Source organism: Roseivirga sp. UBA838, assembly GCF_002296035.1.
Taxonomy (GTDB): Bacteria; Bacteroidota; Bacteroidia; order Cytophagales; family Cyclobacteriaceae; genus Roseivirga; species Roseivirga thermotolerans.
This window is the reverse complement of sequence record NZ_DBHC01000047.1, coordinates 18109-33434: the sequence shown is the minus strand read 5'-3', so window position 1 is coordinate 33434 and position 15326 is coordinate 18109. Positions and strand designations below refer to the sequence as shown.

The following is a 15326-nucleotide window of genomic DNA, read 5'->3' as shown; positions in this document are numbered from 1 at the left end:
AAGTGTGAACTATAATTCTTAGAGATGTAAGCTCTGAAGCAGGGGTAAAAGAAAAGCCTCGCTGATGGGCGAGGCTTTTCCGATAAGATTTTAATGATCCTAGTTTCTGATTGGGTCAGAAAAATCTTTGAAATAGTCTAGGTTAGTTCTGTCATAGACTGCCTTAAATTTCGGCCACTCGTTGCTAAAGAAATCATTAACAATCTGCATGGCTTCATTCATCATTTTCTGTGCGTTTTCTTTCAGACTTCTTTCGTTTGGCCCTGGGGCTGTAAGTCTGGAGCTGGCATATCTGCGAGCCTGACCCAGCCAGTTGTTGGCTGTAGTAAAGCTTTCTCTTGGCACGGCCTGTCCACGCTCTTGTCTTATGCCGGTAGTAAGCTTTTGCACAGGCTCAAATTTTTCTTTCAGAGCTTTTAGTGCTTCGCTCAACTCTTTGGTTGCGTCCTTATCGGCATTTTTCATTTCAGCTTCTACTTTTTCAATAATGTCATTGGCTTCTCTTACTCTGTTGGTAAGGTTAGCAAAGGTCTGAGACATTTTAAGTACTTCATCCATAAAGTCTTGCTTAGCTCTCAGGTCGGCCATGCTTACTGAAATCCTTGGGTCGTAGTGTACCTTTACAGGCTTGGTTACTTTGTTGTCGCCCAACTCAATTACTACCGTGTAATCGCCAGGAAGCACGTCTCCGGCTGTCTGCTCGCGGTTTTGGTTTCCTCCACCAAAGCCACCGAAACCACCAAATCCGCCACCTCTGCCTGAGAACTCAACAGGGTATGGGTTTCTTCTTTGCAGATCCCAGTAGATAGAAGTTACTTCTCCCTTTTTATAGGTGCTTGAAGCAGTTCTTACTGTATCGCCACTAGCATCCAATACACTCATTTTAATGCGTGTTGGGAGCTTTTTGGTTTCTTGTTTTTCAGCCTCTGGCTCAGCATTTCTATTTCTCCTGTTTCTTCTGTTGTTTTCTGCAGGTTCGGCCTGAGTTTTTTCGGCCTCATCGTTTTTCACATAGAAGTTGATGGCCGCACGACCGAAATATTTGTTTTGTCCTTCATAAGACCCTCCATCGGCAGGGAATCTCATGCCGGCAGGTTGTCTGTAAGTCATGTGATAGGCATCGGCTACGTCAAACACAATGAGTTCTTCGTTTTTGGCATTGTTTACACCTCTGGAAGCGAACTCTCGTAGAGGTCTGATGTCGTCCAGTATATAGAATGCCCGTCCAAAGGTGCCTATGGCCAAATCGTGCTCTCTTTCTTGTAAGGCAAGGTCCATAGTGGAGGCAGACGGATAGCCGTGGGTCCACTTGTTCCAGGTTTTGGCCTTATCGAAGCTCACGTATAAACCATTTTCTGTACCGAGGAAAACCAAGTTTGGCTCAACCGGGTCTTGCAAAATGGAAAGCGTATAACCAAACACCTTGCTGTCATCAGCTATTCGTGTCCAGGTTTGACCATAGTCTGTGGTATGGTAAGCATAGGCCGACCAATCGTTTCTTCGGTAATTGTTAGCAACCACCCAGGCCTCACCTGCATTGTAAGTAGAGGCTCTGATTTGCGGAATCCAGCTTCCGGCCGGTAAGCCTGGAAGTTTGGCAGCCACATTTTCCCAGTTTTCGCCTCTGTTGCGGGTTACTTGTACATTGCCATCGTCAGTACCTACCCATATTACATTTCTGTCTACAGGGCTTGGAGCAATAGAAAGTAGAGTCGTGTGGTTTTCGGCACCTGTGGCATCGATGGTCAGTCCGCCACTCTCATTTTGCTTTTGTTTTTCAGGGTCGTTGGTTGTAAGGTCTGGTGAAATAATAGTCCAGTCATCTCCACGATTGGAGCTATAATGCAGGAACTGAGACCCGTAATAAACACCATTAGGGTTGTGAGGATCTACAGCCACCGGAGCATTCCAGTTGAATCGCAGGTCTGTGGCGGTATCGGGTTCGGTAGGTCTTACTACCTTGGTATAACCACTTACCTTATCGTATCTCGAAACGTTTCCACCCTGAGACATGGTATATCCGTAGCGAGAGTCGCTCATAATTGGAGCCACATCAAAACCATCGCCAAAGCTTAGTTCTTGCCAGTCGCTGTTTCTAATGCCGGCATAGTTGAATACATAGGCAGGGCCTACCCACGAACCGTTGTCTTGCATACCTCCATAAAGGTTGTAAGGGAATTCGTTGTCTACATTAATGTGATAGAATTGGCCCACCGGTAGTTTTTCAGTAAACCTCCAGGTTTTCCCCATGTCTCTGGTAATGTTCAGACCTCCATCGTTTCCATCAACCATAAAAGAAGGGTCTTCCGGATGAATCCACCAGGCGTGGTGATCGGGGTGCACACCAGAGTATGGAATAATTACTTCAAACGACTTACCGCCATCCTCAGAGCGCGAAACCATTGAGTAAAGGCTATATACTCTGTTTTCATTTTTAGGGTCTACGTAAATGCTTGAGTAATAGAAGGGTCTGTTACCCATGTTGGGCTCTTTGTCAGCCGAAGCTCTCAATTCCCAGGTTTTACCTCCATCGGTCGAACGATAAAGACCATTGGCCTTTGACTCAATCATGGCATACACATATTCCGGCTTATTGCGGGCTATGGCCAAACCAATTCGACCATAAGGGCCTTCTTTGGGCAGGCCTTTTTCTCCGGTCAGGTTTTTCCAAGTATCTCCACCGTCAAGGGTCATGAACAGGCCGGAACCTTCTCCACCGGATTTGAATGTCCAGGGCCATCTTTTGTGCTCCCACATGGCCACAAATATTTTATTGGGGTTAACCGGATCGGCCACCATATCGGCTACACCGGTTAGGTTGTTGGTATAAAGAATTTTTTTCCAGGTTTTACCTCCGTCTGTGGTGCGGTAAACACCTCTTTCTTCGTGCTCTCCCCAGGGAGAACCGATGGCTCCTACATAAACAATGTTAGGATCGTCCGGGTGGATGTATATTCTGTGAATGTTTCTGGTTTTTTCCAGTCCCATAAGTTCCCAGGTATCACCACCGTCAATAGACCGGTACACACCATAGCCACTGCTCACTGAGTTTCTTGGGTTTCCTTCGCCAGTACCCACCCAAATAATGTCTGGGTTTTTCTGGTAGATGGCAATGGCGCCAATGCCTAGTATGGCTTCATCGTCAAACAGAGGTTCCCAGTTTAAACCACCACCGGTAGACCTCCAAAGTCCTCCTGAGGCTGCTCCTGCATAAATAATATCAGGGTTGCTTTCTACTACATCTATGGCAGTTATTCTACCACTCATAGCGGCAGGGCCCACACTGCGGGCTTTCATGTTCTTAAAAATGTCCATGTCCACCTTCTGGCCCCAGGCGGGGGCTATAAAAGTGAAAAGCATGAGACTGAAGAGAGAGATTCTTAGTAGAAAAGAATCTTTGAGTTTTCTATTCGTCATCAGGTTCTTAGTTATTTGATTGAATAAGGAATCAAAATATGCCAAGAAACCGAGGGCTAAAATTCAATTCTTAGGAGCGCGTAAATATGGGGTATAAGTGGTGTGGATATGCGGCTTACTAGTCAATGTAAAATTTAAGTCCAATACCAAAGCTGAACGAATCGAATCGGGATTGACGCACTTCCAGCAAGTAAGATTCGGTCTGGCGGTCATAGGTTGTGGAGCTTGGGGTTAGGTACTTGGTGCGGTTGCTCTTGAGCGTTCTGAAAAACAGATCGAGTAATACGGTCTCGTTTAAAGGGATTTCTACACCGGCCGTTAGTCCATAAGTAAACGAGAAATCTCTCCAGTCTACAAAATGATCGAAGGCTTCTCCGAGGGCAGATTCTCTGAGAATAGAGCGGGTATAAATGTAATTGACCCCGGCCATAAAGTCTGTGTAAGGGTAGAAGCCGGCATCGCAATCGGGAGAAAACCGTATCAAAGCCATGAGTCTCATCATTTCGTTGTGTCTGCGGTAGCGCACATCTCCCAATGCTTCTCCGTGCCATCCGTCACGCAGTTCCGACCCGTACCGGGTCATGTCGAACATTCCTCCTACATAAATGGGCGAGTTACTCAGGTTATATGCCGCATTGACCCCGAAGCCACCACCCCAAATAGCAGGAGAGTCTTTTTTGAGTTCGCCACTGGGTAAGAACGAATGTAGCTGAAATCCGGCAGTGTGCTGGGCATTTAGCGAAATGGCTAAACCACAACAGAAGAGGAGGCTTAAAATGATTTTCATTGATTTTGAGTTGGTTGACGGGGTTCTACAAACCAATAGCGTGCCAAAAATAGAGCTAATAATTTTGACATACAGCTAAAATAATTAGTTATTTTAGAGCAAAATTATATGTTATGAGTGTTGTTGCCGGAAATATCAAATACCTACGCAAGTTGCATCAGTGGACACAAGGAGAGTTTGCCGAGAAGATTCATATTAAACGTTCTTTGGTGGGAGCTTATGAAGAGGGTAGGGCCGACCCGAGACTGAATAATTTGCTGAATATGGCCAAGGTATTTGGAGTTTCGGTAGATCTCATGATTACCAAAGACCTGGAAGGTAAAACTCTTGAGCAGATTCAGGCTATGGATAAAAAGAGTGGAGGGGCTATGAAAGTGCTCTCCATTACGGTGAATGACAAGGACAATGAGTACATAGATTTGATTCCTCAAAAAGCTTCGGCCGGGTATCTCAATGGTTATGCCGATCCACAATATCTGGAAGAGCTACCTAAGTTTCAGATACCTAGTTTGCCAACTTCTGGCACCTATCGGGCTTTTGAAATTACCGGTGACTCCATGTTGCCTATTAAACCCGGTACCATTGTGATTGGCCAATACCTGGATAGTCTTAGCTCTATTAAAAATGGGAGGTGCTACATTATTCTTTCTAAAGAAGAGGGAGTGGTTTACAAGCGTGTTTTTGACTATACCGATGAGTTGGGACAACTCTTTTTGGTTTCAGACAATAAGGCCTACTCTCCCTATAAGATCGAGGCTTCTGACGTGATAGAAATTTGGGAGGCAAAAGCCTATTTGAGTATGGAAATACCCGAGTATTCTGAAGATGATATGAGCTTTGAAAAACTCAAGAATATTGTACTTGAGCTACAACAGGAGGTAATTAAAATGAAGGGCTAAAAAAAGTCCTTCACCATTTCATCGAGCGGGAAGTTGTAGTTGGGGAAAATATCGATTTGTAATAGCGACTTGGCTTCTAGTACAAGAATAAAGAAAAGGGCAATGAATATAAGGTTGAGCAAGTACTTGCCGAAAGTGAGCATATCGGCTATTAACAATTGTCTCGCGGTGTCTTTGTAGATACCCTCTGTGTTCACTTTGGTCTGTATTGTATTTGAAGCCATATTCAAATATAGGAGCAGCCGTCTTTTGGTCACTAGGTAATTTACTTAAATTCTTAAAAGTGGTTTTTTACTGACGCTGCCATTTACGCAGTGTCGCAGCCCGGTCTGGCTTGCCGCTGGCGGTAAGCGCCCAGTTACTAATCAGTGCCCATATTTTGGGTTTTTGGTATCTATCTATCTGATTTTCAATTTGTTTTTCTCCTGATATCACTTTTTTGAATACCTCTTCTTCTTTAAGTATGGCTACCACCTGCTCGCCCAAAGTAGGGTGAGGTAGTTTCCATATGAGTACTTCTGTTTGCAAAAGTTGAGAGAGCTGTTTTTCCAGAGGTTCAATGTGAACCTTAATTCCTCCGCTGTTCACTACCATGTCGGCTCGCCCTATCCATTTAAATGCCTGCCCATGAATCTCCACTAGATCGTTGGTTTGTATCCATTCATTGTTGGTTACCGAACCCTTTATTTTCAGTCTTCCCAAATCATCGGTGTCTATCTCATTATCTCCTATGAGGGAATAGAATTCTGATCGCTGGTGCCCATTTATTTTTCTCAGGCCAATGTGCGATACAGTTTCTGTCATGCCAAAGGTCTGATAAACCTCGCTGTTCAATTGTTGTAATGACTGTTCCAGACTATCGGGTATAGCGGCTCCACCAATAATGATACGCTTCACTTTGTTCAGAAATCTTGTTCCTTCCTTATGGTCTATGAGCGATTGAACTTGCAACGGAACCATAGCAGTAAAGTCTATGTGTTCGTTGAGCAAGGGAAGTGAAGTAGGGGGTAGAACAAAAAGTTGCCATTGCCCAATGAGTGCTCTCACGAGCATCATTCGTCCGCCAACCATGTCGGGATTCATGCAGAGTAAAGCCTTAGCCCCATTTTTTATAGAAAGGTGGGAAATGGTGGCTCGGGCACTGGCTTCCATTTGGCTTCTGTTCAGGTTGATTTGCTTGGGTTTGCCGGTAGAACCGGAGGTTTGTAGGTTAAAGCTTGGAGTTTCGTTGAGCCAGGCACGCACGAAGGCTCTTATACCATTGGCCCATGAGAGATTGGCAGGTAGCTCGGTTTCACAAAGTTCAGTGAAGGTATATGAGTTGTGCTCAAAAATAATCCGCCCTTCCATGCCCCAATGTTAGCCATTATTCATCAAATGAAATACAACTTACAGGAATGAAAACCGGGCTGTCTGGAGGATGTATGTCAGGCTGAGTGGGTTGTGGTTCATGAAAAATCATGCCACTGTGCAAAGTGATGGTAGTTGTTCAAAGCATTATAAGAACTGTCCCTCTTCGGGATATTGTTTAATACTTTCTGTAGGTAATCAAAAAAAGACTGGCTATCCACGAACTTTGTGACTATTTTAGTACAACTTACTGATATACACATGCTAAAGAATTCGTTCGTTTTTAAGCTCGCTTTTTTGATTCTATTCTTTATTCCGTTTCTGGCGTTCTCTCAATATCAGATTCAGGGGGTTGTGACCGATGCAGAAACTGGAGAGACTTTGCCTCTGGCTACTGTGTTCTTTGCCGAAACTACCTTTGGGGTAACCACTGATACAGAGGGAAGGTACACTTTATCATTTTCGGAGCCCGGTTCTTATGAAATAGTGGCCCGTTTCGTTGGATACGCTACCTATGTGGCTAAAATTCGGATCGAAGACGAACGCAATGTACGGCTAGATATTACCCTTAAACCGCAGGTACTCAATTTGGGTAGTGTTGTGGTAGTTGCACGCGAAGACAAAGACTGGAGGCGCCATATGCGACTTTTTAAGGAGTTGTTCCTTGGCTATTCTGTTAATGCAGCCAAATGCAAAATTCTCAATGAGGAGGCCATCGATTTTTATATGGATGAGGAGAAGAACGTTTTATATGCTTATGCAGAGGAAGCCATAAAGGTTCAAAATATGGGGCTGGGTTACGATTTAGAGTACTACCTGGAAGGATTTTGGGTAGATTATAACAGCATGCTGAGCAGCTATGTGGGGTTTACTGTGTATAGGGAAATGGAAGCTCGCAACTCTAGGCAGAAAGGAAGGTGGGACGAAGCCAGAGAAGTGGCCTTCCGTGGTTCTCAGCAGCATTTTTTTAGAGCCGCCTATGCCGGCAAACTTGAGGAAGAGGGGTTTAAGGTAGCGAGAGTTACAGATATGGAACGAGGTATTCCAAAGAACATGACGGAGGTGGATCTCAATGAGTTAATCACTAAAGGTCAGTTTGAGTTTTCCCGCAGGCTCCCATTTAATGATTATTTACATGTGACCTACTTGTGGGAGTCCCAATCACATGAGTATATACAAATAGTAAGCTCATTAGGAGGAGCTGTTACTCGTTTCGCAGAACAAGTATCGTGGATTAGCCTGGTAGAAGGAGAGGATCATATTGAGTTCTATAGTAACGGTTCTGTGTATAACCCGCTGAGTTTTGTCAGTAAAGGTTATTGGGGTTTTGAGAAAGTGGCCGATATGGTTCCTATTAATTACAAAGCTATGAATTAAAGGTTGTTGGCTCATTAGCTCTAAGTATTGCACCTCTAAGGATTTATCTACTAAGGTGTGGCATAATTTGGTGAATTATAAGGTTAGGCAAAATTATTGTGGCCCAACTTGTTGCCCTTCTTTGGGTAAACAGTTTTTACTTACAACCAATAACTTTTTACTTCAACCTATGCTACGCCACACGTTAAAAGCACTTGTATTTATTTTGTTCTTTCCTGTTTGCCTACAGGCTCAGTATACCATAAGAGGAGTTGTTACCGATGCCGAGACAGGCGAAACCCTGCCATTTGCCAATGTGTTCTTTGCCGAAACCACTTATGGAGTAAGCACCGACTCTGAAGGTCGATATGTATTAAACGTTACAGACCCGGGGACATACGACTTGATAGCTAGGTTTGTAGGGTATCAAACTTATGCCATAAGCATACGCATTAGTGAAGAGCGGGACCTACGCCTGGACATGGCCTTAAAGCCGGAAGAAGTAAACCTTGGCAGTGTGGTTGTTACTGCCAAGAAAGACAAGGATTGGGAGCGTTATATGGTCATTTTTAAGGAATTGTTTTTAGGCTACTCGGCCAATGCTGCCAAATGCAAAATATTGAACGAACAGGCCATAGACTTTTACTTCGATAAGAAGAGTAATACACTCTATGCTTTTGCTGAAGAGGCCATAAAAGTAGAAAATAAGGGGCTGGGTTATATGCTAGAATATTATCTGGAAGATTTTAGCATGAACTACAGCTCTATGCTAAGCTTATATTATGGTTATACGGTTTTCACAGAAATGAAACCAAGGAGTAAGCGCCAACTTAGACGTTGGGAAGAAAACAGAGAAATTGCTTACAAGGGGTCGCTTCAACACTTTTTTGCATCGGCCTTCAAAGGCAGGCTGGAGGAAGAAGGTTATATTATCCAGGAGGCCAAAGATATAAAGGGTGGAAGAGTGCTAAACCCTAACCCTATGGATTTGTCAGGGGTTCTCAGGCAAGGTCAATCGCAGCTTTCTGTGCAATTACCATTCGAAAACTACCTCTATGTGACCTATACTCGCGAGGGGCAAAGCGAAGAATTCAGACAATTCAATAATCCGAGCGGGCTCTCACTATCTGTTTCTGCAACAAGGGTTGGAGAACAGGTGTCGTGGATTTCTCTGGTAGAAGGTAAAAAAGCCATAGAGTTTGAAAGCAGCGGCTATGTGTATGACCCCATCAGCTTTATTACGCAGGGGTATTGGGGTTTTGAAAAGGTGGCCGATATGGTGCCAATCAATTATAAGCCCAGGCAATAGCTTTTATACTCCGCCAACAAACGCTCGTTTTCGAGCGGCTCGCTAAAGATTTCGAGCACTTTGGCCGTGGAGGAAGAATCGAAGAAGGTACTAAGCCCACTAGTTAATTCTGATTGATTAGTACAGGCTGTGTATTCAAAGCCAAATTGCTGGGCTGTAAGAGCCGCAGTGAGTGGTTGGTGGGTCTGAAACAACTTTTCGTAAGATTTTTGGTTTCTGGGTCCCTTTATCATTCCAAAAATACCTCCTCCGGCATTGTTCATAACAATAATGCGCAAATTGGCCAGTTTTTGGTCGTGCCAGAAAGCATTTCGGTCGTAAAGAAAGGCCATGTCTCCGGTAAGCAAAGTCACCATTTTGGAGGTTGTTAAGGAGGCCCCCACAGCAGTGGCGTTGCTGCCATCAATTCCGCTGGTACCCCTGTTGCAATAAATTTCCACATGGTGAGGCAGGCCTATGAAGTTGGCGTACCGTACGGCCATGCTATTGGCTAAATGCAATAAACTGTTGTGAGGCAGAGATTCCAGACACACCGCTGTTGCTTTTAGCTCTCCAAAACCGCAACGCTCAATAAAGGTCTTACTTCTTTGTTGGGTGTGTACTTCTTTTTGCCGCCAACTAAGACAAAAACTGCCTTCACTTTTGCTTGATTCTTGCTTGGCTAGCTGCTCCATAAAATAGTCTGGAGACAAATCGAATGTGTGGCTTAAATGCTGAAGACCATCGTTCAGACGCTCACCCTTCCGAACATGCCAGTGCATGGGGGGTGGGTTCTTGCGCAAGAACTGCTTCAGGTTTTTCGATATTAGTGAATTGCCCAAAGTGATGAGTAATTCAGGAGCCTCCGGTAGTTGATCTGATTGTAAAAAAAGGTCTTGTTTCTGAAGGCTACCGGATACCATGTGCTGGTTGGCTGTTACTTCATTTACGATGACCACATTTCCTTTTTCAGCCAGGGCTTTCAGAGCCTTGGTGAGCTTCATATCCGGTTCATGCTGGCCAATTATAACCATCCGTTTTTCGGCATCATTCCACTGAGTCAGAAGGGCAGACCATTGCTCTGGCAATAAATGAGAGTGTGAAGTCGGTCTTTGTATTATCCTTGCCTTTGGGTACTCAAATTTTTCGTTTGCCTGAGGGTAGAAAGGTTCTCGTATAGGCACATTAAGGTGGGCCGGCCCCATGGGGTATTTTAGGGTGCAAAGAATAGCTTCATTCACTAATCGATTAGCGTGCCACCGGGCATCGCTGTGGTTAAGGTCTACAGGAAGCGAAAAACTGGCTTTGGCGTGGGCTCCATAAAGATTGGTTTGCCTTATAGTTTGGCCATCGTATTGATCGATCCACTCCGGAGGACGGTCTGCGGTAATGACTAGCAGAGGTATTTCCTGATAGAAGGCTTCGGCAACGGCCGGAGCATAATTGAGACCAGCCGAACCGGATGTGCAGATGAGCGCCACCGGTTTTTTGAGCTGTTGAGCAATACCCAAGGCCATGAAAGCAGCGGAGCGTTCGTCTGCAACTACCTGCACGTCAATCTGTGGATGGTTTTCGAAAGCCAGCGATATGGCAGCCGAACGCGATCCGGGAGAAATGACAGCCCGACTGATGCCATGCGCAGCGCATATTGTAGCTATTTCGTTGATGTGTGGCAGTATCAATGCGATTGATTGAGAATGTTCAGCAAAGTATTGAATTTCATTTCAGTTTCCGCCAATTCCTTTTGCGGCCGCGAATGAGCCGTGACCCCCGCTCCGGCAAAAAGGCGTCCGTGGCTGCCAGCCAGTTCCATGCATCGTAAGTTGACATACAAATGCGTGCAATCTTCAATATTAACTGGCCCCAGAAAGCCCGAATAAAACCTTCGGTTTAGTTTTTCCTGTACTTTGAGAAATGCCAAAGTCTCTTCTTTGGGCATACCCGCTACGGCCGATGTGGGGTGAAGTAGCTCGAGCATAACGGTGGGTAATTCCTGAAAATTGGTGGCTTGCAGGTCTACTTCGAAAGTAGTTTTCAGGTGCAGTAAGTTACCTGCTTTTACAGTTTCAGGTCCCTTTTCGCTAAACTCTCTCAGTCTTATTTTTTTGAAACAGTTAATAATGTAGCGGCTTACCATTGCCTGTTCCTCAATTTCTTTTTGTGTCCAGGCTGTGTCGGTTAGTGAAGCATCGGGGTTGTAGCGCTGGGTGGCTGCCAGAGCAATGGTTCTGAAAACTTGTGTTTCTTTTTCTATGAGTACCTCTGGTGTTGCTCCCAACCACGAGCCTGCCTGCGGAATTGAGACGTAAGAGATAAAGGCGTTTTGATAGGCCTGGCATAGCCCGTTGAAAAAGGCAACCAAATCGAAATTTTCAGGTAGGGCAATGTCTTTACTCCTAGCCGGTACTATTTTCTCGAAGGTACCCGCCTGAATGGCTTCAATGCACCGTTCAACTAAATGCTCATAATCTGAAGGAGAAGAGGGTTCGGTAAGAGACATCCCGCCATTCAACGGAACTTCTGAATTGGTTCTGGAAGCTTCAAGCTGCTCAATAAGCTGAACTTTGAATTTTTGAATTTGCTCTGATCCTCGTTCTTTATTCAGTGGGGTAAATACTGTTTCATTAAAATCAAAAGACAATAGAATGTCGCCTGAGATAAACAGTCCTTTTTCTTCTCCGAAGCTAAAAGGAGCAAATGCAAAACCATTAGAGAGTTCTTGTATATCGTATTGAGTTACCTCTTTGGCCGCTTCGAACGACAGGAGTAAGTTCACTTCAGACTGAAAAGGCCTGCGCCAAAGAGCAACAGGGAGCCCTTGCTTACCGGCCCACTGCAAAGCGGCTCTAATAAGTTCTTCTTTTGTGAACGACCCCAAGTCGGGCTCTAAGGTTATTGCCTTTTCCTGATTATTCATTCTTGTTTTTTATCCAGCACAGCCATGGTAATTCTGCTTATGCAGATCAATTCTTTTTCCTCATTTTCAATGCGAATTTCCCATACCTGTGTTCGTTTTCCCACATGAATTGGAGTGGTTTTGCCATAAACAAACCCGCTGCGCACCGATTTTATATGGTTGGCGTTGATGTCTAGCCCAACACAGTATTGCCTCTGAGGATCTACCGTAAGGGTGGCAGCTATGCTACCCAGTGTTTCGGCCAATACTACCGATGCTCCTCCATGCAACATACCCAAAGGCTGATGGGTTCGGTGATCGACCGGCATTTTACCAATGAGATAGTCTTTTCCTAACTCCGTTACTTCTATACCTAAATGTTCAACCAAAGTGTTTTTACTCATTTGGTTGATTATTTCTAAGGTTGCTTTCGGATGAAACATTCAGTTTGGGATTAACTTTTTAGCTTTGCGGCTGGTAGCGGCAAAAATAGAACAAATCGATGATCAAAAAAATATACCTGACCCGACACGGTGAAACGGATTATAATAAGCAAGGAATAGTGCAGGGTAGTGGTATTGACTCTGATTTGAACGGAAAAGGCAGGGCCCAGGCTGCAGCCTTTTATGAGACTTATGGTTCGTGGCCGTTTGATAAACTATATGTTTCCGGGCTAAAGCGCACCCATCAGTCTATGGAGGGCTTTATAAACGATGGGCTACCCTATGAGGTGCTCACCGACCTGAACGAAATTAGCTGGGGCAGCAGAGAGGGACTTCCTGTAGACCAGGAGGGAACAGCCTACTATTTGCAAATGATTGAACGGTGGCAGAAAGGAGAAACCAATCTGGCCATAGATGGGGGAGAAAGCCCCGATCAGGTAGCAGCACGCATGCGCAATGCTCTTTCTTATATACTTGATCGAACAGACGAACATCATGTGCTCATTTGTATGCATGGGCGAGCTATGAGGGTAATGTTGGCTGTAATGCTCAATTATCCGCTAAAGTGCATGGATTTGTTCGAGCATTCCAATCTATGCCTGTATCAGTTGGCGTTTACGGGTACATCTTTTCAGTTAGAAAAGTACAACGATACTAATCATTTGAAGGGGAGAGTTGGCTAAGGGCTAGCGAAGCCTTGCTGTCGAGGCTCGATTTATAGGGGTGTTTTTTAAAGCTCAACACTCGTTCAAAATACATTTTGGCCATGGTGTTTTGCCCTTGTTGCTGCTGTAAATAGCCGAGCTGCAAAAAAGCATTGGGAGCATAATAGCTTTCTTCAATCATTTCGGCTTTATCTATTACTGCTCTGTACAGTTCTATGGCAGTTTTGCTTCGGTTTTGCAAATGAGCCATCCGTGCCTTACGATAAGTTAGTTCTACCTGAAGTAGCTCGGTGAGGGGTTCTCGTTCGATAGACTCTATTAAAGATTGACTGAACTCGTAAAAGCCGCCATCTATGGCAAACCGAAGCTGAAGCATGGGCCAGTGCGTTTGCCCCAGGTTTTCCAGTATCTTTTCTGCGTTTTTGTCAATTTCAGTGCCTGAACTACCTTTTTCTTTAGCCTGCCGAATGTAGTGGTTAAACTCAGACGGCCTATTCATAAATTTGGCGCTCAGCCCCATTTTAAGTAAAGCATCTTTTTGGTAGCTGGCTCCTTTAAATGACTGTATAAAACTACTAAAGTGGTCGATGGCTTCGGTGTATTTTCCCTGTTGAAAATACGTTTCGCCAAGCAAATATGCGGCAAAAGGCACTTTGCTCCTTACTTGATAAAACAGCTGACGAGCTTCTTCGGCCCGGTGAGATTTGGCCATAATAATGCCCTGGAAGTATGAGGCCAGTGGCGTGTTGCTCCATTTGTGATTGGCAATGAATGAAGGCGCCATGGAGAAGTTTTCCAGTAGGTGGGAGTAAACCATTCCCAATATTATGGCGGACTCCAAAGATTGCATGGAATGGGTGTTTGGGACTTGTTTTAGTTGATTGAGGCCGTCATTTACGGTGCCTCTCATGCCGAATAGATTAAATACCCAGCGATAGTTTTCCGGAGTAACACCAAAGAGAATTTGCAAAAGTCCGCGTGTTCTATGGTTGAGCTGAAAATCTGGATGAGCCTTGAGGTTGCGTTCAATACTTTTATTGGCTGATCTGATGGCCCAAAATGCCCCCCATTCATCGCCATATTTTAGTTTTAGGAAGCCCCATTGCAGCTTTAGCTCGGCTTCTACAAAACCTTTCCAGGCCGATTGATCGGAAGCTTTGCTTATGGCTTTTAACCGCTGATCTTCCAGGGGCTTGAGAGCCTCATAAGCAGAATCTGATTCATGAAAGATGAGATAAACAAAGTCGTGAAGATTTTGAGTATATATTTCCTGCAGGTCTGTATTAGTACGGGCTTTTTGGGGCGCCTCACCGGGTTGCAGTGCTAAGTTTAGTAAGTCAAGAGTACGGGCAGACTGTCCCTGGCTGTTCAAAACAAGGCACAAAAAAAATGGATAAGCCAGAAGGCCTATCCATTTACTATATTCTTTAAGAAACATCAGTGAATTAACTAGCTGATTTTCTGGTTCTTCTTGCTGGTTTTTTCTCTTCAGTTACAATTTCATCGGTTACCTCGGCTAAGATTCTGCCGCAATGTTCGCAAACAATGATTTTTTTACTGTCTCTGATATCGGCCTGACGCTGAGGAGGAACAATGTTGAAACAGCCTCCGCAAGCTCCACGGCTTACCGGCACAACGGCCAGACCATTTCGGGCATTATTTCTCAACTTAGTGTAAGAGTTAAGAAGTCGCTCCTCAATGTTTTTAACTGCTTTTTCGCGATCTTTCAAGAGCTTTTCTTCATCGGCTTCGCTTTCTTTAGTCAATACCTCAAGCTCCGATTTTTTGGTGTCAAGGTCTTTGTTTCTTTCGCTTAGCTCGTTTTCAGTGCGCTCAATCTCTTCTTTCTTCGCGTCTATTTTAACGAAAGCTTCTTTTATTCGCTTTTCTGAGATTTGAATCTCCAAATTCTGAAGTTCGATTTCCTTGGTAATGGCATCGTATTCACGATTATTTCGAACATTCATTTGTTGCTCTTCATATTTTCTGATCAGCGCCTCAGAGTTCTTAATCTGAGTTTTGTGATCAGCAATATTGGCTTCGAGCTCAGCAAGCTCGTTTTTAAATTTCTCTATTCTTGTTTCGTATCCAGCTATCTCATCCTCCAGATCGGCCACCTCATCGGGCAGGGCACCTCTTACTTTTTTAATTTCATCTAGCTGAGAATCAATAGATTGTAGATGCTGTAACGCCTCTAATTTCTGTGCAACTGTTTTTTCCATTAA

Annotated in this window: 13 protein-coding genes; 4 read left to right on the top strand and 9 right to left on the bottom strand. The window is 44.4% G+C overall.

The annotated features are described in order from the left end of the window. Positions 1-99: 99 nt before the first annotated feature. Together B3O12_RS17160 and B3O12_RS17155 are read right to left on the bottom strand one after the other, a co-directional pair. Positions 100-3417 carry a VPS10 domain-containing protein gene (locus B3O12_RS17160; protein ID WP_286757200.1) on the bottom strand — a complete coding sequence of 1106 codons (3318 nt, stop codon included), beginning with the start codon at positions 3415-3417 and terminating at the stop codon, positions 100-102. Positions 3418-3535: 118 nt separating this feature from the next. Further along, on the bottom strand, positions 3536-4204 hold the full coding sequence (locus B3O12_RS17155) for a hypothetical protein (protein ID WP_189630550.1): 669 nt from the start codon (positions 4202-4204) through the stop codon (positions 3536-3538). 113 nt (positions 4205-4317) lie between these two features. Between B3O12_RS17155 and B3O12_RS17150 the strand changes: the two genes are divergently transcribed. After that, the gene (locus B3O12_RS17150) at positions 4318-5103 is read left to right on the top strand and encodes a LexA family transcriptional regulator (RefSeq protein ID WP_286757199.1); all 786 of its coding nucleotides are present in this window, start codon (positions 4318-4320) and stop codon (positions 5101-5103) included. Here the strand turns inward: B3O12_RS17150 and B3O12_RS17145 are convergent. Together B3O12_RS17145 and B3O12_RS17140 are read right to left on the bottom strand one after the other, a co-directional pair. Then, on the bottom strand, positions 5100-5327 hold the full coding sequence (locus tag B3O12_RS17145) for a hypothetical protein (RefSeq protein WP_189630552.1): 228 nt from the start codon (positions 5325-5327) through the stop codon (positions 5100-5102). The genes B3O12_RS17150 and B3O12_RS17145 overlap by 4 nt on opposite strands. A 67-nt stretch (positions 5328-5394) precedes the next feature. Beyond that, complete coding sequence (locus B3O12_RS17140; RefSeq protein ID WP_286757198.1) at positions 5395-6453, bottom strand: AMP-binding protein; 1059 nt, start codon at positions 6451-6453, stop codon at positions 5395-5397. Between the two features lie 261 nt (positions 6454-6714). Between B3O12_RS17140 and B3O12_RS17135 the strand changes: the two genes are divergently transcribed. Both B3O12_RS17135 and B3O12_RS17130 read left to right on the top strand, forming a co-directional pair. After that, positions 6715-7830 carry a carboxypeptidase-like regulatory domain-containing protein gene (locus B3O12_RS17135; protein ID WP_286757197.1) on the top strand — a complete coding sequence of 372 codons (1116 nt, stop codon included), beginning with the start codon at positions 6715-6717 and terminating at the stop codon, positions 7828-7830. 169 nt (positions 7831-7999) lie between these two features. After that, on the top strand, positions 8000-9118 hold the full coding sequence (locus B3O12_RS17130; RefSeq protein WP_286746844.1) for a carboxypeptidase-like regulatory domain-containing protein: 1119 nt from the start codon (positions 8000-8002) through the stop codon (positions 9116-9118). Here B3O12_RS17130 and menD read toward each other — a convergent pair. From menD to B3O12_RS17115, 3 genes are read right to left on the bottom strand one after another with little or no spacing between them, the layout of a single operon-like run. Beyond that, the gene (gene menD / locus B3O12_RS17125; RefSeq protein ID WP_286757196.1) at positions 9100-10779 is read right to left on the bottom strand and encodes a 2-succinyl-5-enolpyruvyl-6-hydroxy-3-cyclohexene-1-carboxylic-acid synthase; all 1680 of its coding nucleotides are present in this window, start codon (positions 10777-10779) and stop codon (positions 9100-9102) included. The genes B3O12_RS17130 and menD overlap by 19 nt on opposite strands. Beyond that, the gene (locus B3O12_RS17120) at positions 10776-12014 is read right to left on the bottom strand and encodes a chorismate-binding protein (RefSeq protein ID WP_286757195.1); all 1239 of its coding nucleotides are present in this window, start codon (positions 12012-12014) and stop codon (positions 10776-10778) included. The genes menD and B3O12_RS17120 overlap by 4 nt, the downstream gene beginning before the upstream one ends. Further along, entirely contained in the window at positions 12011-12397 is a 387-nt protein-coding gene (locus B3O12_RS17115; RefSeq protein WP_286746838.1) for a hotdog fold thioesterase, read from the bottom strand. Before B3O12_RS17115 ends, B3O12_RS17120 begins: the two co-directional genes overlap by 4 nt. Before the next feature lie 98 nt (positions 12398-12495). Here B3O12_RS17115 and B3O12_RS17110 point away from each other — a divergent pair, with 98 nt between their 5' ends. Next, positions 12496-13119, top strand: a complete 624-nt coding sequence (locus B3O12_RS17110) for a histidine phosphatase family protein (RefSeq protein ID WP_286746836.1) — start codon at positions 12496-12498, stop codon at positions 13117-13119. Here B3O12_RS17110 and B3O12_RS17105 read toward each other — a convergent pair. Both B3O12_RS17105 and B3O12_RS17100 read right to left on the bottom strand, forming a co-directional pair. Beyond that, positions 13091-14539 (bottom strand): tetratricopeptide repeat protein, encoded by a 1449-nt coding sequence (locus B3O12_RS17105; RefSeq protein WP_286746834.1) that lies wholly within the window; start codon positions 14537-14539, stop codon positions 13091-13093. The genes B3O12_RS17110 and B3O12_RS17105 overlap by 29 nt on opposite strands. A gap of 7 nt (positions 14540-14546) precedes the next feature. Further along, positions 14547-15323: a zinc ribbon domain-containing protein gene (locus tag B3O12_RS17100; protein WP_189630561.1), complete on the bottom strand. Its 777-nt coding sequence runs from the start codon at positions 15321-15323 to the stop codon at positions 14547-14549. Between the last annotated feature and the right edge of the window lie 3 nt (positions 15324-15326).